The sequence below is a fragment of the Arenibacter flavimaris genome, from assembly GCF_030291335.1.
Lineage (GTDB): Bacteria > Bacteroidota > Bacteroidia > Flavobacteriales > Flavobacteriaceae > Arenibacter.
In genome coordinates this window covers 64,837-83,566 of record NZ_JASWIM010000020.1, presented here as the reverse complement: position 1 = coordinate 83,566, position 18,730 = coordinate 64,837, and the positions used below count along the sequence as shown (strand labels likewise).

At 39.3% G+C, this 18,730-nt stretch carries 18 protein-coding genes; 9 read left to right on the top strand and 9 right to left on the bottom strand.

Features of this window, described 5'->3' with window-relative positions; genetic code table 11:
- Nucleotides 1-79: 79 nt before the first annotated feature.
- A complete protein-coding gene (locus QSE00_RS15345) occupies nucleotides 80-967 on the bottom strand; it encodes a MerR family transcriptional regulator (RefSeq protein WP_286106599.1) in 888 nt (295 codons plus the stop codon).
- A 151-nt stretch (nucleotides 968-1,118) separates the two neighbouring features.
- Here QSE00_RS15345 and QSE00_RS15340 point away from each other — a divergent pair, with 151 nt between their 5' ends.
- The 3 genes from QSE00_RS15340 to QSE00_RS15330 all read left to right on the top strand — a co-directional run bounded on the left by QSE00_RS15340 (nucleotide 1,119) and on the right by QSE00_RS15330 (nucleotide 4,840).
- On the top strand, nucleotides 1,119-3,128 hold the full coding sequence (locus QSE00_RS15340; protein WP_286106598.1) for a fasciclin domain-containing protein: 2,010 nt from the start codon (nucleotides 1,119-1,121) through the stop codon (nucleotides 3,126-3,128).
- 115 nt (nucleotides 3,129-3,243) lie between these two features.
- Nucleotides 3,244-4,080 (top strand): phytoene/squalene synthase family protein, encoded by an 837-nt coding sequence (locus QSE00_RS15335; protein WP_286106597.1) that lies wholly within the window; start codon nucleotides 3,244-3,246, stop codon nucleotides 4,078-4,080.
- 307 nt (nucleotides 4,081-4,387) lie between these two features.
- Nucleotides 4,388-4,840, top strand: coding sequence for a sterol desaturase family protein (locus QSE00_RS15330; RefSeq protein WP_110355577.1), 453 nt, complete (start codon nucleotides 4,388-4,390; stop codon nucleotides 4,838-4,840).
- A 157-nt stretch (nucleotides 4,841-4,997) separates the two neighbouring features.
- Here the strand turns inward: QSE00_RS15330 and QSE00_RS15325 are convergent, their stop codons facing one another.
- Complete coding sequence (locus QSE00_RS15325) at nucleotides 4,998-6,320, bottom strand: cryptochrome/photolyase family protein (protein WP_286106596.1); 1,323 nt, start codon at nucleotides 6,318-6,320, stop codon at nucleotides 4,998-5,000.
- A gap of 187 nt (nucleotides 6,321-6,507) precedes the next feature.
- On the bottom strand, nucleotides 6,508-7,302 hold the full coding sequence (locus QSE00_RS15320; RefSeq protein WP_286106595.1) for a DUF2797 domain-containing protein: 795 nt from the start codon (nucleotides 7,300-7,302) through the stop codon (nucleotides 6,508-6,510).
- Nucleotides 7,303-7,581: 279 nt separating this feature from the next.
- Here QSE00_RS15320 and QSE00_RS15315 point away from each other — a divergent pair, with 279 nt between their 5' ends.
- The gene (locus QSE00_RS15315; protein ID WP_110355580.1) at nucleotides 7,582-9,096 is read left to right on the top strand and encodes a GH3 auxin-responsive promoter family protein; all 1,515 of its coding nucleotides are present in this window, start codon (nucleotides 7,582-7,584) and stop codon (nucleotides 9,094-9,096) included.
- Between the two features lie 74 nt (nucleotides 9,097-9,170).
- Nucleotides 9,171-9,716, top strand: a complete 546-nt coding sequence (locus QSE00_RS15310; RefSeq protein WP_286106594.1) for a hypothetical protein — start codon at nucleotides 9,171-9,173, stop codon at nucleotides 9,714-9,716.
- Nucleotides 9,717-9,779: 63 nt separating this feature from the next.
- Here the strand turns inward: QSE00_RS15310 and clpX are convergent, their stop codons facing one another.
- The 6 genes from clpX to QSE00_RS15280 all read right to left on the bottom strand — a co-directional run bounded on the left by clpX (nucleotide 9,780) and on the right by QSE00_RS15280 (nucleotide 15,337).
- Entirely contained in the window at nucleotides 9,780-11,015 is a 1,236-nt protein-coding gene (clpX, locus tag QSE00_RS15305) for an ATP-dependent Clp protease ATP-binding subunit ClpX (RefSeq protein WP_110355582.1), read from the bottom strand.
- 96 nt (nucleotides 11,016-11,111) lie between these two features.
- Entirely contained in the window at nucleotides 11,112-11,792 is a 681-nt protein-coding gene (gene clpP, locus QSE00_RS15300; protein ID WP_110355583.1) for an ATP-dependent Clp endopeptidase proteolytic subunit ClpP, read from the bottom strand.
- Nucleotides 11,793-11,935: 143 nt separating this feature from the next.
- Nucleotides 11,936-13,258, bottom strand: a complete 1,323-nt coding sequence (tig, locus tag QSE00_RS15295) for a trigger factor (protein WP_110355826.1) — start codon at nucleotides 13,256-13,258, stop codon at nucleotides 11,936-11,938.
- Between the two features lie 98 nt (nucleotides 13,259-13,356).
- Nucleotides 13,357-13,707, bottom strand: coding sequence for a phage holin family protein (locus QSE00_RS15290; protein WP_110355584.1), 351 nt, complete (start codon nucleotides 13,705-13,707; stop codon nucleotides 13,357-13,359).
- 149 nt (nucleotides 13,708-13,856) lie between these two features.
- Nucleotides 13,857-14,624: an alpha/beta fold hydrolase gene (locus QSE00_RS15285; protein WP_286106593.1), complete on the bottom strand. Its 768-nt coding sequence runs from the start codon at nucleotides 14,622-14,624 to the stop codon at nucleotides 13,857-13,859.
- On the bottom strand, nucleotides 14,624-15,337 hold the full coding sequence (locus QSE00_RS15280; RefSeq protein WP_286106592.1) for a pyridoxine 5'-phosphate synthase: 714 nt from the start codon (nucleotides 15,335-15,337) through the stop codon (nucleotides 14,624-14,626). Before QSE00_RS15280 ends, QSE00_RS15285 begins: the two co-directional genes overlap by 1 nt.
- 290 nt (nucleotides 15,338-15,627) lie before the next feature.
- Between QSE00_RS15280 and QSE00_RS15275 the strand changes: the two genes are divergently transcribed.
- From QSE00_RS15275 to QSE00_RS15260, 4 genes are all read left to right on the top strand, one after another.
- The gene (locus QSE00_RS15275) at nucleotides 15,628-16,284 is read left to right on the top strand and encodes a CBS domain-containing protein (RefSeq protein WP_110355587.1); all 657 of its coding nucleotides are present in this window, start codon (nucleotides 15,628-15,630) and stop codon (nucleotides 16,282-16,284) included.
- A 5-nt stretch (nucleotides 16,285-16,289) separates the two neighbouring features.
- Nucleotides 16,290-17,171, top strand: a complete 882-nt coding sequence (locus QSE00_RS15270; RefSeq protein ID WP_286106591.1) for an NAD kinase — start codon at nucleotides 16,290-16,292, stop codon at nucleotides 17,169-17,171.
- A gap of 117 nt (nucleotides 17,172-17,288) precedes the next feature.
- Nucleotides 17,289-17,975 (top strand): type IX secretion system protein PorG, encoded by a 687-nt coding sequence (porG, locus tag QSE00_RS15265; RefSeq protein ID WP_110355589.1) that lies wholly within the window; start codon nucleotides 17,289-17,291, stop codon nucleotides 17,973-17,975.
- Between the two features lie 68 nt (nucleotides 17,976-18,043).
- Nucleotides 18,044-18,727, top strand: coding sequence for an isoprenyl transferase (locus QSE00_RS15260; protein ID WP_375334782.1), 684 nt, complete (start codon nucleotides 18,044-18,046; stop codon nucleotides 18,725-18,727).
- The last annotated feature ends 3 nt before the right edge of the window (nucleotides 18,728-18,730 follow it).

Below are 18,730 nucleotides of genomic sequence, written 5' to 3'. Positions count from 1 at the left end.
TTTAGAAGACTGGTATACACCTGGTTTATATCTATTGCAGCAATGTTGATTCACTATTGTAATGGCCGGTGGTGCCGTACTAAGCTTGGGTTGATGATAAAGCCTCCTCCAAAATTTTAATCAAATCGGATGGACTTTCCAAATAAGTCACCAGGGGGTTTATATTATTAAGCTCAAAATTAATGGGACTTCCAGAGAATAATAATGGAGTTTTGGTTTCAGACGATAACCTTATAACTTTTTCCTCAACCACGGAAGGGGTGGTGGTGACAAAAAAAGTCAGAAGATAATTTGGCTTTACTAACTGTGCCATGGTCTTAACATTGTCATAGGGTACATTTTGTCCGAGGTAAAATACCCTCCACCCTAGCTTTTTGGCAATGAAGGAAGCTAACAATAATCCTATTTCATGATTTTCCCCTTCGGCCAGGAACAAGATGATCTTTGGAGCATTCTTTGGTGCAATGGGCAATAGATCTATGGCGGAACAAATTTTTTGACGGATCAGGTTCGATACAAAATGCTCTTGCGCAGGCATAATCTTGTTAATGCCCCAAAGAACTCCAACTTTATGTAAAAAAGGGTAAATAAGCTCGGTGAAGGTAGTTAATATCCCATTTTTGATGATTTGGGATTTAATTATATTGTCAAATTCCTGTTCGTCCAAATTAATCATGCTCAATACCAAGGCCTTCACCTCGGCATCTTGGTTAGACTCGATCAAGGCGTCTGCGACCACCTTATGAATTTCTTCGTCCGTCATCTTGGCTATAGCGGACAATCGCACTCCTTGGCTTCTTAGGATACTTATGTTCAATAGTTTCTTTAACTGTGCATCTGAATAGAACCGGATATTGGTATCCGTTCTTTCTGGAATTAAAAAGTCGTATCTACTTTCCCATTTCCTTAGTGTATGGGAATTAATACCTGTTAGGGATACTATCTGCGCCATGGAATACCTACTCATATCATTGTCTAATAAATTGCAATGTAAAGTTAAACAAATATTCCAGTTGGAAGGTCAATAAATTTATTATGTCTAATATTTATATAAAATAAGTCGGACAAAAGGAAATAATGTTTATATTTGTCTAAGTATTAACAATAAAAAATTAGACATGAAAAAATTTGGCATTTATTTTTTGACATTTTTCAGTTCACTGTTACTTTTAGTTTCCTGTGACAATGATGACGACAATGACATAATTGATGAGCCCACTTTGAGTACCATTGTGGAAACGGCCCAGGACACAGACATTTTAAGTAGTTTGGTATCTGCTTTGGCCAAGGCGGATGAAAACGACGATTCAGATTTGATCGGGGCATTGAGTGGCAATGGGCCTTTTACGGTTTTCGCACCTACCAATAGCGCCTTTACTTCCCTTTTGGCCAGTTTGGATGGATATGATAGTTTAAGCGACTTTGATACTCCGGAAAAACGGGAGCTTCTCGCTACTATTTTAAAATATCACGTAGTGGTTGGGGCCGCCGCTGATTCCAGTTCTCTTTCCAATGGTCAGGAATTTACCACACTGCAAGGGGAAAAAATTACGATTAATATAGACGGGGATGTTTATATACAGGATCCGACCGATGCGGACGCAAAAGTAGGTCCTGCAGATGTATTGGCTTCCAATGGTATTGTACACATAATAGACAAAGTATTGGTTCCACAGGAAGTTTTGGACGCCTTAACTCCAGAGCCAACACCCAATATTGTAGAGCTGGCAATGGATACCGAATTTCTATCTTTATTGGTAGGAGCCTTGGTACAGGCCGATGCCGGTTTGGTGGATCTGTTGCAGACAGATGGCCCTTTTACCGTGTTTGCACCTACAGACGCCGCCTTTGCCGCCCTCTTGGAAACCTTGGGTGACGATTACAACAGTTTGGCCGATTTTGATACTACCGAGGAAAAGGCCCTTTTGGCACAGATCTTAAAATACCATGTGGTTGCCGGAACAGCTGCCTATTCTACGGATCTGTCCAATGAACAGATGATAGAGACCGCCCAGGGCGAATCCGTTACGGTAAGCCTTAGCGGTGGAGTTTTTATACAGGATAAAACGGATGTGGATGCAGCTGTTGCGCCTGCCGATATTGCAGCCAGTAATGGGGTTGTACACGTGATCGATAAAGTATTGTTGCCACAGGAAGCATTGGATGCCCTGATGCCTCCAACACCCAATATTGTAGAGCTGGCAGTGGATACCGAATTTCTATCTTTATTGGTAGGGGCCTTGGAACAGGCCGATGCCGGTTTGGTGGATCTGTTGCAGACAGATGGCCCTTTTACCGTGTTTGCACCTACTGACGCCGCCTTTGCCGCCCTCTTGGAAACCTTGGGTGACGATTACAACAGTTTGGCCGATTTTGATACTACCGAGGAAAAGGCCCTTTTGGCACAGATCTTAAAATACCATGTGGTTGCCGGAACAGCTGCCTATTCTACGGATCTGTCCAATGAACAGATGATAGAGACCGCCCAGGGCGAATCCGTTACGGTAAGCCTTAGCGGTGGAGTTTTTATACAGGATAAAACGGATGTGGACGCAGCCGTTGCACCTGCCGATATCGCTGCAGGCAATGGAGTGGTACATGTGGTCGATAAAGTATTGTTGCCACAGGAAGCATTGGATGCCCTGATGCCTCCAACACCCAATATTGTAGAGCTGGCAGTGGATACCGAATTTATATCTTTATTGGTAGGGGCCTTGGAACAGGCCGATGCCGGTTTGGTGGATCTGTTGCAGACAGATGGCCCTTTTACCGTGTTTGCACCTACAGACGCCGCCTTTGCCGCCCTCTTGGAAACCTTGGGTGACGATTACAACAGTTTGGCCGATTTTGATACTACCGGGGAAAAGGCCCTTTTGGCACAGATCTTAAAATACCATGTGGTTGCCGGAACAGCTGCCTATTCTACGGATCTGTCCAATGAACAGATGATAGAGACCGCCCAGGGCGAATCCGTTACGGTAAGCCTTAGCGGTGGAGTTTTTATACAGGATAAAACGGATGTGGACGCAGCTGTTGCGCCTGCCGATATCGCTGCAGGCAATGGAGTGGTACATGTGATCGATAAAGTATTGTTGCCACAGGAAGCATTGGATGCCCTATTGCATTAAGGTTAGGTTTAGTATGCTTTAGTTTGGTTACCGAAACTGACGACCATTCCATGGTCGTCGGTTTCTTTTGATAATTCACCTAATTTGTATTATATAAAATTAAAAATCAGATATTTTGAAAGCGCTCTTCGATTCTTCCAGTTTAAAGTGTAGTAAATTGGTTACCCATACCTATAGCACTTCCTTTTCCTTGGGCATTAGATTGTTCGCACCAAAAATAAGGCCGTCGATCTATGCTATATACGGTTTTGTTCGGTATGCCGATGAGATCGTTGATTCTTTTGACGACTATGAACAAGAGGAATTGCTGACCGAATTCATCCGAGAATATAAACTGTCCTTGAAAAGAAAAATTAGCTTAAACCCTATTATCAATTCTTTTCAGGCTGTGGTACATAAATTTAAACTATATGAGTATGTCGATATTTTTCTGGAGAGGATGCAATATGACCTGGACGTATGTGAATACACTACAAAGGAAGCTTACGAAAACTATATATACGGATCGGCCGATGTGGTTGGCCTTATGTGCTTAAGGGTGTTTGTGGATAATGACAATGACAAGTTCAATTCCCTACAATCGTCAGCAAGGTATTTGGGGTCCGCATTTCAAAAGGTTAATTTTTTGAGGGATATCAAACAGGACCTGGAAAGTTTGGGCAGGTCCTATTTTCCCAATGTACATCAAAGGGAATTGACCGAAGAAGTAAAAAAGGAAATCATTAGGGATATTGAGGATGATTTTGAAAAAGCTTATCAAGGATTGATTAAATTGCCCATAGAGAGTAGACTTGGGGTTTATATAGCCTATAAATACTATTCTAAACTTTTAAAAAAACTTAAACATACCAAATCCGAAAAATTACTGACAAATAGAATCCATATTTCCAATCCTATGAAAATGGTAATATTGGCCAAAGGTTATGTGAGGTATAAGTTAAATGTTATATAACTTGGACTCGATGTAAATTAAAATTCAAATTATGGATTGTCCAATGATTAAAGTGGATGTCCCGGTCTCCTCGAGCGCAGTCGAGAGGTTTTAGGCATTTATATCTTTGAGTTGAGGTCTCTGCCCTATACCGGACAACCTTACCTCAAAACAATTCATCAACAATTTAAAATCAATCGTTCCCACCTCATTGAAGTAATGTGTTTCTGGAGATAAGATGTGTAACTATGGAGTATAAGGTCTTTCCCCTGGATCTCCGATTGGAACATATCCCTTAAATATAATGAATGATATTAAAAGAAAGTAAATGGACATAGTATTGTACCCTGTCATAACACTGTTGACTTTTATGGTGATGGAAGTAGTTACATGGTGTACCCACAAATTCATAATGCATGGATTTTTATGGATTTTACATGCCGATCACCACGAGCCCAAATATCCACATGTGTTTGAAAAAAACGATGCTTTTTTCGTGATTTTTGCCATTCCGAGTATTGCGCTTTTTTATTTTGGAGTAGCCCCAACCCTTAACTTTTTATTCTTTATAGGTTTGGGAATCCTATTTTATGGAATAGCCTATTTTTTGGTCCATGATGTGCTTATTCACCAAAGGTTTAAGTGGTTTAGCAATGTCGGCAGTAGCTATTTACTGGCCCTGAGGAAAGCTCATAAAATTCATCATAAGAACATGGGAAAGGAAGATGGGGAATGTTTTGGAATGTTATTGGTGCCCAAAAAATACTTTAGGCCCAATTAATTTAAAAAATCAGTTTTCTTCAATAGGTTGCTTTGTCAAATTTTGAAGACAAGCCATCGCAATAGGGTCCGGTTAAAAATCCTGGGCCTAAGTGAGGCAGTTGAAAAAAGTAGTAAGACTCCCGTAATTTTATGAATGTTCCAAAATAACTTTGTTCTTATGTCTCAATACCAATTTTATAAGTTGTAAGGGCCCTTTCCCTGGCAAATTTATGTTCCACAATTGGGTCGGGGTATTCAAAGGAGTCGAATTCAGGAATCCACTTTCTTACGTATAGGTAATCCTTGTCAAATTTTTTTTGTTGGGATAAGGGGTTAAAAATTCTAAAATAGGGTGCTGCATCGCAACCAGTCCCGGCAGCCCATTGCCAGTTGCCATTGTTGGACGACAATTCGTAATCCAATAATTTTTGGGCGAAATAACTTTCTCCCCATCTCCAGTCGATCAATAGATGCTTACATAAAAAGCCTGCTGTAATCATCCTTACCCGGTTGTGCATAAACCCCGTTCCATTAAGCTGCCTCATTCCCGCGTCTACCATTGGATAACCCGTTTTACCTTGGCACCAGAGTCTAAATTCTTCCTGGTTGTTCCTCCACTTGATGCCATCGTATTTCGATCTGAAATTTTGTGTAACAACATGAGGGAAATGAAATAGAATCTGCATAAAGAATTCCCTCCAAATGAGTTCGCTCATAAAAACAGCATGCTTCTCACCAATTTTGGAAATAACCTGTCTGACGCTTATAGTTCCAAATCTTAAATGGGGACTAAGATAGCTGGTGATGTCCGCATAAGGAAAATCCCTTTGGTCGGCATATAGTGGTAGTTGGGTAAAATCAAATTCCCGCACCTGAATATCCGATTTTTTAAACCCAATATCCTCCAAGCTTATCGCGGAGAATTCAGCTTTGAAAAGGTTGTTCAGTTTAGGGTTCTTAAGTTGAATGGAACTTGCTTCCTGAAATTTTGCAAGCCATTTGTTCTTGTAGGGCGTAAAAACCGTATAGGGTTTTTCATCGCCTTTAACAATTTCGTTTTCCTCGAATATAACTTGATCCTTAAAGCTTGAAAAGGATATATTTTGTTTGGCGAGCAATTCTGCAACTGCTTTGTCCCTGGTTATGGCATAAGGCTCGTAGTCTCGGTTCACGTAAACGGCGGCAATATTAAATTTGGATATTAAGTTTCTCCAGATCACTGTTGGCTCTCCATGCAGGCATAAAATGTCCGAGCCATGGTTTTTTAAGGATTCCTTAATGTTATGAATTGTTTGGTGGATGAAGCTGACCCGGGCATCTTCTTTGGTCAATTCATTTAATATAAGTTGATCATAGATGAATATGGGGAGCACGGGAATATCCATGTCCAAGGCTTCTGCCAGAGCTGTGTTATCTTCTATTCTAAGGTCCCGTCTAAACCAAAAAACAGCAATTGGGGCCTTGTCCTTGGATAAGGTGGATAAGTATTCATTACTCATAATTGGCACCATTGAATTGATTGGAAAATATTACTTTGATTTCTGGTATCAAGCCTTAAAACGAAACGATTTAGAGCATTGGATAAACCAGCTTTTTTTGTCCTAATTGGTAATTTTGGAGGAATCCAACTTTAAGGACAATTTAAGGATAAATTAAATGGAAATCAATGTTTTTAACCTATATGGCCTACTTCACCTCTAAACTAACAACATATCCTTCACTTCCCCTGACGTTAAAGACAGTGCTGTCTTCAAAGATTAGATATTGCCCTTTAATACCTTTTAAGGTCCCTGAATAGATTGGTGTTTTGTCTAGATTAAGGCTCTTAACTTTTTTGGGATATTGCAACACAGGAAACTGTAGATGCGTTTCTGTATTGTTTTCTATATAATATGCAGCGGCCTCTTCCGGAATATATTCTTTTAATCTATTTCTATATTTCACTAAATCCTCATCGTCAACTTCATTGGTCAACATTTTACGCCAGTTGGTCTTGTCGCCAATGTGCTCTTTTAAGGCAACCTCGGTAATCCCTGCCAAATAACGATTGGGTACTTCAACAATCTCTATGGCCTCATGGGCGCCTTGGTCAATCCATCTGGTGGGTACCTGTGATTTGCGGGTAACACCTACTTTGATATTGCTGGAATTGGCAAGGTAAACGATGTGCGGTTGTAATTGTGCTTTTTTTTCATATTCCAGATCACGGTCTTCCTTGCCCAAATGTGCCGTACTCAATTCGGGCCGCATGATCCAATCCCCGGCCGTGGGAATATCATAAAAACAGGTCCTGCAGAAACCTTGTCTGAAAATTGGCCGGTCTTCCCCGCAATTGAGGCATTGATGATTTAAAAAGGTAATGGTTAGTTCCTTGTTCAATACTTGGTTCATGTTTAAAAAGTCACCATCAAATATTAGGTAATATTGTATGGGATCTGCCAATTCGGTTTGCATTTTTCTTAAAACACCTTGATACTGCATATTTTTTCTGCTTAACGTAAAATCTATTTGAATATGAATTCAATTAAAGCTATTTTTAGCCGATGTAATTTAGAGCTTGTTTAGGAATTTATGTATGTAATTATTATTTGATGCTTTAAATGATGTTTAGTGCAAATTTATAATCATAGCTATGGCTTTTTTAAAAAAATATTACCAGAAATTGTGTAAAAAATATGCATACAAAAGCATTAAATGAACTCTTTTACGGGCACTTTGCTCAAAACCCCCTGCTTTAAACGGCGATAAAGATACCTAAAAATGCCAATAACATTATTCAATTCCATCGCTTCTTGGCTGTTGAAAAAACGATATCATCAGATAGAGCTTTTTTTAAAGTATCCTGAGGAGGTGCAGGATGAGGTATTGCACCAATTATTATCCTTTGCAGAGGACACGGAAATAGGAAGAAAGTACGATTTTGAATCCATTGCAAGCTATGAAACCTTTGCGGAACGGATTCCCATAGTTTCCTATGAGGAGGTAGAGCCGATGATAGAGCGATCAAGGAGGGGGGAGCAGAATATCTTTTGGCCAACGACCATAAAGTGGTTCGCCAAGAGCAGTGGTACCACAAATGCCAAAAGCAAATTTATTCCTGTTAGTTCCGAGGCTTTGGAGGATTGCCATTACAAATCCAGCAAGGATTTGCTCTGTCTGTATTTAAACAACAATGAAAACTCCCAGTTGTTTACGGGCAAAAGTTTACGATTGGGCGGGAGTAAGGAGCTATATCAGGATAATGGTACCGTCTTTGGTGATCTCTCCGCCATTCTTATAGATAACATGCCCTTTTGGGCAGAACTTAGCAGTACCCCCAGTAACAAGGTATCCCTGATGAGCGAATGGGAGACTAAGTTACAGGCCATTATTAGGGAAAGTGTTCAGGAAAACGTAACCAGCTTGGCCGGAGTGCCGTCTTGGATGTTGGTCCTTTTAATTAATGTCTTGGAAGAAACTGGGAAGGACCATCTTTTTAAGGTTTGGGAAAATTTGGAGGTTTACTTTCATGGAGGGGTTAGTTTTAACCCATATAAGGACCAATATGCCAAATTATTGCCGAGGAAGAATTTCAACTATTATGAAATCTACAATGCTTCTGAAGGTTTTTTTGCCATTCAGGATAGAAATAATGCGGACGATCTATTATTGATGTTGGATTATGGGATTTTCTATGAATTCATACCCATGGAAACCTACGGTACAAGTGAGCAGGTTACCCTTCCCTTATGGAATGTTAAGGTAGATAGGAACTATGCGGTGATAATAACGACCAATGCGGGTCTTTGGCGGTATAAAATAGGGGATACGGTGAGGTTTACCTCTACCAATCCCTATAGGATCAAGATTACCGGGAGAACAAAACACCATATAAATGTATTCGGGGAGGAATTGATTATAGAAAACGCGGAAGAAGCCTTAAAGGCCATTTGTAAAAAAACCGGCTCCGAGATAAAGGACTATACAGTGGCCCCGATATTTATGGAAGGCAAGGAAAAAGGTGCCCATGAATGGATCATAGAGTTTAGAAAGGTTCCTGAGGAACTGGCTTATTTTACCGAAATTCTGGACAATGCATTAAAATCCTTGAACTCCGATTATGAGGCCAAGCGTTATAACAACATTACCTTAAAACTACCCAAAGTACATATTGCCAGGGAAAACCTTTTCTATGATTGGCTAAAATCTAAAGATAAGTTGGGAGGGCAGCACAAAATTCCAAGATTGTCCAATAAAAGGGATTATATCGAGGAATTGCTTCAGATGAACAAATAAATGTGATTTAAACGATCAATATGTTCAATTTAGAGGTATCAAATGTTTCCCTTTAACTTTTTATACTTTTTATTATGGCGAATAGATTAGTGATATTGTCCGATATGTGGGGTTCTAAAAAAGGGCTATGGATAACCTCTTATTTGGGTTACCTGCAACAGTATTATGATATTACATATTACGATTGTCAGCAATTGGCCAATATAAGTTTGGAGGTAAATTCTCCAGAGAATATCCACAGGGAATTTATTGGGGGGGGTGTGGAAACAGCCGTAGCCCATTTGTTGAAAAAAGAACAGGGGCCCAGTCATTATTTGGCCTTTGGTATAGGTGGTAGCATAGCATGGAAAGCTGCACTTAAAGGATTGCCATTAAAATCGTTATATGCCATTTCCAGTACAAGGTTGCGCTTGGAAAATGATGCGCCAACTGGGGGTATTAAACTGCTTTATGGGCAAAATGATGAATTTAGGCCATCAACCTTATGGTCCGATCAAATTGGTGTAGATGTTGAAGTGGTGAAGGGTTTTGGGCATGAACTCTATAGCGATGAGAAAATAATAAGTAAGGTATGCCAAGAATTATTGGCCAAGGTTATGCAAAAACAGTTTGTGGCTTAACATCAGGATTTCCATCTTAAATTATGGAAATCGTTAATAGTTTTATAAAAGTTAAAAGCAGTCCTAAGAGACTGCTTTTAACTTTTTAATGGTTTCAAAGGATAATTTCTCTTCGGCATAAGGTTTTGTGACCTTAAACTCCTTTTCGTTCGTACTTGGGAATTCGAACATGGCATCCGTGAAAATGGCTTCGCATAGGGAGCGTAATCCCCTTGCCCCCAATTTATATTCTATGGCCTTGTCCACAATATAATCCAACGCCTGTTCTGTAATCTTGAAGGAAATTCCATCCATCTTAAACAATTTTTCATATTGCTTTATTATGGCGTTCTTGGGCTCCGTTAATATGGCCCTTAAGGTTTCCTTGTCCAATGGATTCATGTGGGTAAGCACCGGGAGCCTACCAATAATCTCCGGGATTAATCCAAAATCCTTTAAATCTTTAGGTACAATGTACTGTAAAATATTTTCGTTGTCTACCTTTTCTTCAGCTTTGGAAGCACTATAGCCTACGGCCTGCATATTCAACCTTTTGGTAATATGCCTTTCAATTCCGTCAAAGGCCCCTCCGGCAATAAACAAAATATTCTCTGTGTTTACTTCTATAAACTTTTGATCTGGATGCTTTCTGCCTCCTTTGGGCGGTACGTTCACCACTGTTCCTTCCAATAGTTTCAGTAGCCCTTGTTGAACGCCTTCCCCGGACACGTCGCGAGTAATTGAAGGATTATCGCTTTTACGTGCAATTTTATCAATTTCATCTATAAAGACGATACCGCGTTCTGCCTTTTCCAGATTGTAATCTGCCGCCTGTAGTAAGCGGGTAAGTATGCTTTCCACATCCTCCCCAACATAACCGGCTTCCGTTAGTACGGTAGCGTCTACAATGGCCAAAGGAACATTGAGCATCTTGGCTATGGTTTTGGCCATAAGGGTCTTACCGGTCCCGGTTTGGCCCACCATGACAATATTGCTCTTTTGTATTTCTATATCGTCTTCTTTGCTTTTTGGCTGTAAAAGTCTTTTGTAATGGTTGTAAACAGCAACGGACATTACTTTTTTGGTGCGATCCTGTCCAATTATAAACGTGTCCAAAAACTCCTTTATCTCCAAAGGTTTTTTCAAGGTTAATTCGGAGGAAAGATCATTATTTTTGGTCTGCTTGGATTCTTCGGCCACTATACCGTGTGCCTGCTCTATACAACGATCACATATATGCGCATCAAGACCTGCAATCAACAAATTGGTTTCTGGTTTCTTCCTACCACAAAAAGAGCATTCTAAATTTTCTTTTGCCATATCATTTTATCACTTTCAATAATAGTAACGAAAAAGTCCATGCTTTGGTGCATCCACATAGAATGTAACCTGGAATTTTCGATTTTTTAGTCGTCTCTAGTCTTTATCCCTGACCAAGATCTCATCGATCATGCCGTAATCCTTGGCTTCGTTTGCTTTCATCCAGTAATCCCTGTCACTGTCGTCGCTTACTTTTTCTAGGGGCTGTCCGGAATGATGTGCAATAATTTGGTACAATTCATCCTTAAGTTTTAGAATCTCCCTAGCCGTGATTTCAATATCACTGGCCTGTCCTTGTGCTCCGCCAAGAGGTTGATGGATCATTACCCTGGAATGGGTCAATCCGCTGCGCTTGCCTTTTTCACCGGCACATAGGAGAACCGCTCCCATAGAGGCGGCCATTCCTGTACATATGGTGGCTACATCTGGTTTTATGAACTGCATGGTATCATAGATTCCCAAACCGGCATAAACACTTCCGCCAGGGGAATTAATATATATCTGTATGTCCTTGGAGGCATCCGTGCTTTCCAAGAACAATAACTGTGCTTGCACAATGTTGGCAACTTGGTCATTGATCCCTGTTCCAAGAAAAATGATACGGTCCATCATTAATCTGGAAAAGACATCCATAGCTACCGCATTTAGCTGTCTTTCTTCAATAATGTTTGGAGTAAGGTTGGTGGGGTACATACTACTTAAGATAGTATCGTAATACATGCTATTTATTCCCTGATGTTTAATAGCATAATTTTTGAATTCTTTCCCGTAATCCATATTTTATATCAATAGTTTTATAAGATAAAAAAAGTGTCGAAAATAAACTCTTCGACACTGTAAATATACTTATTTTTAGTGAAACTTAATTTTATTGGCTCCTATCGTAGCGTATTTAAAATATAAGGTTCAACTAATAGGAATTACCCGTATACTTCCTTAACAAAGTCTTCGTAAGTAACTTCTTTCGTTTTTAAATTTGCTTTTTCCTTATATAGGGTCAAAAGCTTTTGGCTCATCAATTGTTCTGAAAGACGTTTTACTTCATCTTGGTTGGAAAGTACCCTTGCGGCAATATTATCCAACTCCTCCTCTTTGGGATCCAACTGACCAAATTGTGCCATTTGCTGCTTAATAAAGCCTTTTGCGAATTCTTTCAGCTCATCAAACTGAATCTGAATACCGTTTTCCTGAATAATCTTGCCTTCTATAAGCTGATAGCGCAGGCCTTTTTCCGATTTTTCAAATTCTTCGTTCGCTTCTTCTTCGGTCAATTGTTTTTCCCCGGTCATCTGAATCCACTTGGTCAAAAATTCGGTAGGAAGGTCAAATTTGATACTGTCTATAAAGTGTTCGGTTACATCATTTAACAGTTTCTGATCGGACTGTTGCTCAAATTGTTTTTCTGAATCTTCCTTGATGCGTTCTTTCAGTTCCTTTACAGAGGTTACAACATCTTTCCCGAACAGCTTGTCAAAAAGCTCCTGATCTAATTTTGCAGGTTCCTTTTCGTTGATTTCCTCTATGGTGAAAGTAACTTCTATATCCAATTTTTCGGATTTTTCAGCATCTATCCCCAAAGAACTGCCCAATAAATAATCTTCTTTGAAAAGCCCTTTTGTCTTTAAGGTAACAACATCGCCCACTTTCTTGCCCAAAAGGCTGTCTAGCGCTTTTTTACTCTTTATTTTTTCGATCTCGATAACAGTCTTGTTGTCTATTTCCTCTGCTTCGTTCTTGAAAACCCCGTTCACGTCATCTTTTTTGCCAACTTCCGTTTTGCTGATCAATTTACCGTATTGCTTTTGGATACGCTCCACCTGATCGTCGATCGTTTTTTTATCTGCAATGATTTTATAGTGGGTGATGGCTTTTTTCGACTTAAGGTCTACATTGAAATTTGGGGCAAGTCCCAATTCAAATTCAAAGGCAAATTCTTCAGAATCCCAGTTGAAGTTGTCCTGTTGTTTTGGAAGTGGATTTCCAAGCACGTCCAATTTTTCTTCTGTAAGATATTTGTTAAGATTGTCTTGCAACAGCTTGTTTACCTCATCTACCAAAACGGCTTTTCCGTATTGTTTCTTGATCAATCCCATAGGCACCTGACCTTTTCTGAAACCTGGTATGTTTGCTTGTTTTCTGTAGTCCTTTAAGATTGTCTCTACCTTGTCGAAGTAATCGTCCTTGGTTACCGCAACTTTTACTACCGCATTTAATTCGTCAATCTGCTCTTTAGTGATGTTCATTTCTATATCTAATTTTACTAAAATAAAATGGGATGCAAAAGTAGTACATTTTCTAATCTCCAACAAGTTTTTAAATTACTGAATGTCAAAAAGGTACCCTATATTTTTTTGTCATCATTTAGAAATGAATAAAATATAGATTGTAGAAAGGAAAGCAAAAGGCTGAAAAGTAATGCCCACCAAATATTATTTACGGTGAAGCCTCCGATAAAGTAGTCGGCCAAAAGAATAATTATAGCGTTGATTATAAGTAGGAACAATCCTAAGGTGAGGATGGTTACCGGCAAGGTCAGGATGACCAGGATAGGTTTTACAATAAAATTGAGCAAACTTAGAACAATGGCAACAATAATGGCGGTGGTATATGAGTCCACACCTACTCCGGGTAGTATTTTTGCCAAAATAACAACAGCTATGGCACTCAGGAGAATTCTTAAAATTAGGTTCATGATTAACTTTTTTAGGTTGAAGGATGTTTTGTCAAAGATATTATTCCTTTAAAAGTAAACATTTATTTTGTTTGTTAAGGGGGATTTTCCTGGTTTCCAAGTAGGGGCCTAGAGTTGTCCTTAATTTTTGAACTGTAAGGAGGTAATACCTATTTGATAAATTGAATGGTTTTTTCAAAGAACTGGGAGGGATTCTCTGCGTGAAGCCAATGTCCTGCCTTGTCTATGGTTTCTACTGTGGCCAATGGAAAATGCCTTTTTATAACCGATAGGTCATCTGGGACGATATACTCCGATCTGTCTCCCCTTAAAAAAAGTGTCGGTCCTTTGTAGGTGTCTGTAGATCCTATGTTCTCCCCAATTTCCTCCATTTTTTTACTTAATACGTTAAGATTGAATCGAAATCCCAATACCCCCTTTTCCTTCCAATACAGATTTTTTAACAAAAACTGGCGTATACCCATATTTTTTATGGATTTGGACAGTTGTTCGTCTGCCTCATTTCTTGAGTTGATATTTTTGATGTCCAAGGCATTGAGGCCATTTATAATGTCTTGATGATGGGGTGGGTAAAACTTGGGGGCAATATCCGCTACAAGTAATTTTTTTGTCAATTGTGGATATTGACAGGCAAAAAGCATCGCTGTTTTTCCACCCATGGAATGGCCGAGTATAATGGCTTCTTCCAAACGATGGTGTTCCATGTATTGTTTAACATCCTCCGCCAATAAATCATAATTGAACTCTTGGGAATGAAAACTTTTTCCATGGTTTCGCAAATCCAATAGGTGTACCTGGAAGCCTTCTTCGGCATATTTTGTACCCATGGATTTCCAATTGTCGGACATGCCCAAAAAACCATGCAATATAATAATGGGTTGTCCTTCTCCTAAAATATTGGAATGCAGTACCGGCATTATTTTAATTTGTTTATGTACATATTAATTACATTTTCCAGGCCAAGGTACAAGGACTCACATATAAGGGCATGACCAATGGAAACTTCCAGCAAGTGGGGTATGTTTTCCTTGAAATACTTTATGTTTTCCAAACTTAGATCGTGCCCGGCATTTATGCCCAGCCCTAAATGGTGGGCTGTTTTTGCGGCCTCGCTAAAGGCTAAGACCCCCTTCTTGTTTCCTTTTGCATATTCATGGGCATAGCTTTCGGTATAAAGTTCAATACGGTCGGCTCCTGTTAGTGCGGCACCCTGTACCATTTCAATATTGGCGTCCACAAAAATAGAAGTTCTTATACCGTTGTCCTTGAATGTGGATATTACTTCCTTTAAGAAATCCCTGTGCTTAATGGTATCCCACCCGGCATTGGACGTTATGGCATCTACGGCATCGGGGACCAGGGTAACTTGTGTTGGTTTTACCTCCAAAACCAGATCCATAAAAGATTGTATGGGGTTTCCCTCTATGTTGAATTCGGTGCGGACCATCTTCTTTAAGTCCCTCGCATCCTGGTACCTGATATGTCTTTCGTCTGGTCGTGGGTGTATGGTTATGCCTTGTGCCCCAAAATCTTCAATGTCTTTGGCTACTTTTAGCAGGTCTGGCACGTTTCCTCCTCGTGAATTTCTTAATGTTGCAATTTTATTTACATTAACGCTAAGTTTTGTCATAGGGTTTTGGTATGTTTAAAAGCAAAAATACAAATTAGGCATACCTTTTGCTGTTTTTATTGTGAAAGAATTTGTTTTTCAAGATCGGTTGTAATCATTGCGGAGAATTCCAAGCCATTGGGTTTTGGAGTTTTTTCAGGACTTTTGTACAGGAATGATTTTGGATGCTTGTAATTTTCAGGATTGTTTTCTAAACAGCTCGCAAAAGCTGGCTCTTTTTGTAAATAATACTTTGGAAGATTCGGGTTCTTAGAAATTTTTATTAGTATTTTGCGTTATAATATGAAGTTATGAACATTCAAAACAACATAATTGCCACATTGCCGATTTTTAAAGTGGGTGATACTTTGAAAAAAGTGATCAAATTCTTTAATGAATCTACCTATTCCCATGTTGCAGTGATGGAAGGGAATGTCTTTATTGGGGTTTTGGATGAAAATGACCTTGATAATTATGAAAAGGATAAGAAGATAGAGGATTATCGATATAACCTGGAAACCTTTTTTGTCCGAAAGGAAACTTCTTGGTTGGATGTATTGGAAATATTTTCAAAGAATGAAGCCAACCTTTTGCCCGTCTTGGATGATAATGGTTTGGTGGTAGGATATTACGATCTCATAGATATTGTGGATGAATTTATTGATACGCCCTTTTTTACAGAGCCTGGGGGAATCCTTGTCTTGGCAAAGGGATTAAAGGATTATTCTTTTAGTGAGATAGCCCAGATAGTGGAAAGCAATAATGTTAGGTTGATTGGCGGGTTTATTACGGATATTCGAAATGATGTTATTCAGATCACCATTAAAATTGGTACTACACATTTAAATGAGATTATACAGTCTTTTAGAAGGTATAACTACACTATACTCTACGGCAACAATGACGATCAGTTTATCGAGGATTTAAAGCAGAGGTCTGATTATTTGGATAAATATCTAAATGTTTAATTCCTATGAAAGTTGCCATTTACGGACTTACTTGCCAGAATAACGTTTTGGATTGCATTGTGGAGTTGTTGGACGAACTTCATAAAGAGAATGCCGATATTTACTTTGAAAAAGAGTTTTACAACTTGATCGTGGCCAAGCGTAATGTAGGTGAATTCCCTGTATTCACTGATTCCAATGGTCTTGATGTCCATTTTGATATGTTTGTGAGTTTTGGTGGCGATGGTACCATTTTAAGGGCTACAACCTACGTTCGGGACTTGGGGATACCTATAGTAGGTGTTAATACAGGTAGGCTGGGATTTTTGTCCACATTTAGAAAAGAAGATGTACGCAAGGTGGTTAAGGAATTCGTTTCGGGAGCATATACCATTGTAGAGCGCAGTTTGGTGGAGGTAAGTGCCCAATCCGATATTCCCGAATTTAAAACATTAAACTTTGCTTTGAATGAGATTACCGTGAGCAGGAAAGATACTACTTCCATGATTACGGTAGAAACCCATCTGAACGATGAATACCTTACATCCTATTGGGCGGATGGATTGATCGTGGCGACGCCCACTGGATCCACAGGGTATTCGCTTAGCTGTGGAGGACCTGTGATTGCCCCCACGGCAAAATCATTGATACTTACACCTATAGCACCCCATAACCTAAATGCAAGACCTTTGGTTATTTCTGATGATACCGTTATAAGGCTCAGGGTTTCCGGGAGGGAAGAAAGTCATTTGGTATCCTTGGACTCTAGGATTGCAACCGTAGCCAGTGGCAAGGAGATTTTTATTAGAAAAGCTCCCTTTACCATAAAAATGATTGAATATACCTCCGAAAGTTTCCTAAAAACACTGCGGAATAAATTATTGTGGGGAGAGGACAAACGAAACTGATCGTTTTGGGGGCGACAATAAAAAGGGACAAAATCTGTTTATCAAGTGAGAACATGAATGTAATAATTTACTAGTGTAAACTACTGAAATTGTTATATTTGCAAACTTTTATAAATAATGAGGTTATTTTTTGCGGCAATTCTTCTTTTCATTTTTAATGAAATAAAGGGACAGACATACGAGATTGGCCTATTTGCGGGTGGTACCAATAATATTGGAGATGTTGGGAGGTCTAATTTTATTTTGCCTTCGGGTCCTGCTTTTGGAGGTTTGTTTAAATGGAACAAAAGTAAACGCTATGCTTGGAGGGCCAGTATTATTTATGGGGAGTTTACAGCGGATGATTCCAAATCGGATATTCCGTCGCGCCAACAACGGAATTTTATTATGGACAATAGTGTTCTGGAGGCATCCGCAGGTTTGGAGTTTAATTTTGTGGAATATAATTTGCACCAATTGGGGCCGGCGTTTACGCCTTATCTGTATACCGGGGTAACCTATTTTAGATATGGATACCATTATTTTGATGCGGCGCAATTACAGGATGTTGGGCAAAGGGATGGCTCTTTTGCCGTACCTATGACGGTTGGTGCTAAATTAAGGATTGGTCAGTTTTTTATTTTGGGAGCGGAAATTGGGGCCAGATACACCTTTACGGATAATTTGGATGCCAGTAATCCTGAAGGTTCCAATTATGAAGAATTTAGATTTGGTAATATTTTTAGTGATGACTGGTATGTTTTCTCCGGGATTACACTAACGTATACTTTTGGAAGAAAACCTTGTCAGGATTGCTTTCAGTAGTTTTTTAAAAAATATATAGTTTGGAAGAATTAAAGATCAAATCGTTGCCGAGACATTTAGCCATAATCATGGATGGTAACGGGCGCTGGGCAAAAGAAAGGGGTAAATTAAGGGTTTTTGGACATGAGCAAGGGGTGAAGACCGTTAGGAGAACTGTTGAGGACTGCGCTAGAATTGGGGTGGAGTTTCTTACCTTATATACTTTTTCCACCGAAAATTGGAACAGACCCAAGTTGGAAGTGGAAACTTTAATGCGGTTGTTGGTCTCTTCCCTTAAAAGGGAGTTGAAAACCTTGAATAATAATAACATTAAGTTAAATACCATTGGCAATATAGCTTCCTTGCCAAACAGTGCCCATAGGGAATTGGTGGATGTAATGGAGAAAACTAGTGCCAATACGGGTATGACATTGACGCTTGCCCTTAGTTATGGGTCTCGCGAAGAGATAAAAACTGCCGTACAACAGATATGTGTCAAAGTTAAAAATAATATAATTTCTCCTGAAAATATTGACGAAACCATTATTAATAACCATCTTTACACGCATAATTTACCAGATGTGGACTTGTTGATCCGTACAAGTGGAGAGCATAGGATCAGTAATTTCTTACTATGGCAAATTGCATATGCGGAATTATATTTTATTGATGTATTTTGGCCGGATTTTTCGGAACAGCATTTATTGGAAGCCATTAAAAATTACCAGAACAGAGAACGAAGATTTGGAAAAACTAGCGAACAACTCACCTAGCGG

Bases quoted from the DNA above. Each gene is read 5' to 3' on its own strand.
- QSE00_RS15345 (WP_286106599.1), bottom strand. From the start codon at position 967: ATGAGTAGGTATTCCATGGCGCAGATAGTATCCCTAACAGGTATTAAT.
- QSE00_RS15340 (WP_286106598.1), top strand. From the start codon at position 1,119: ATGAAAAAATTTGGCATTTATTTTTTGACATTTTTCAGTTCACTGTTA.
- QSE00_RS15330 (WP_110355577.1), top strand. From the start codon at position 4,388: ATGGACATAGTATTGTACCCTGTCATAACACTGTTGACTTTTATGGTG.
- QSE00_RS15325 (WP_286106596.1), bottom strand. From the start codon at position 6,320: ATGAGTAATGAATACTTATCCACCTTATCCAAGGACAAGGCCCCAATT.
- QSE00_RS15320 (WP_286106595.1), bottom strand. From the start codon at position 7,302: ATGCAGTATCAAGGTGTTTTAAGAAAAATGCAAACCGAATTGGCAGAT.
- QSE00_RS15315 (WP_110355580.1), top strand. From the start codon at position 7,582: ATGCCAATAACATTATTCAATTCCATCGCTTCTTGGCTGTTGAAAAAA.
- QSE00_RS15310 (WP_286106594.1), top strand. From the start codon at position 9,171: ATGGCGAATAGATTAGTGATATTGTCCGATATGTGGGGTTCTAAAAAA.
- clpX (WP_110355582.1), bottom strand. From the start codon at position 11,015: ATGGCAAAAGAAAATTTAGAATGCTCTTTTTGTGGTAGGAAGAAACCA.
- clpP (WP_110355583.1), bottom strand. From the start codon at position 11,792: ATGGATTACGGGAAAGAATTCAAAAATTATGCTATTAAACATCAGGGA.
- tig (WP_110355826.1), bottom strand. From the start codon at position 13,258: ATGAACATCACTAAAGAGCAGATTGACGAATTAAATGCGGTAGTAAAA.
- QSE00_RS15290 (WP_110355584.1), bottom strand. From the start codon at position 13,707: ATGAACCTAATTTTAAGAATTCTCCTGAGTGCCATAGCTGTTGTTATT.
- QSE00_RS15285 (WP_286106593.1), bottom strand. From the start codon at position 14,624: ATGCCGGTACTGCATTCCAATATTTTAGGAGAAGGACAACCCATTATT.
- QSE00_RS15280 (WP_286106592.1), bottom strand. From the start codon at position 15,337: ATGACAAAACTTAGCGTTAATGTAAATAAAATTGCAACATTAAGAAAT.
- QSE00_RS15275 (WP_110355587.1), top strand. From the start codon at position 15,628: ATGAACATTCAAAACAACATAATTGCCACATTGCCGATTTTTAAAGTG.
- QSE00_RS15270 (WP_286106591.1), top strand. From the start codon at position 16,290: ATGAAAGTTGCCATTTACGGACTTACTTGCCAGAATAACGTTTTGGAT.
- porG (WP_110355589.1), top strand. From the start codon at position 17,289: ATGAGGTTATTTTTTGCGGCAATTCTTCTTTTCATTTTTAATGAAATA.
- QSE00_RS15260 (WP_375334782.1), top strand. From the start codon at position 18,044: ATGGATGGTAACGGGCGCTGGGCAAAAGAAAGGGGTAAATTAAGGGTT.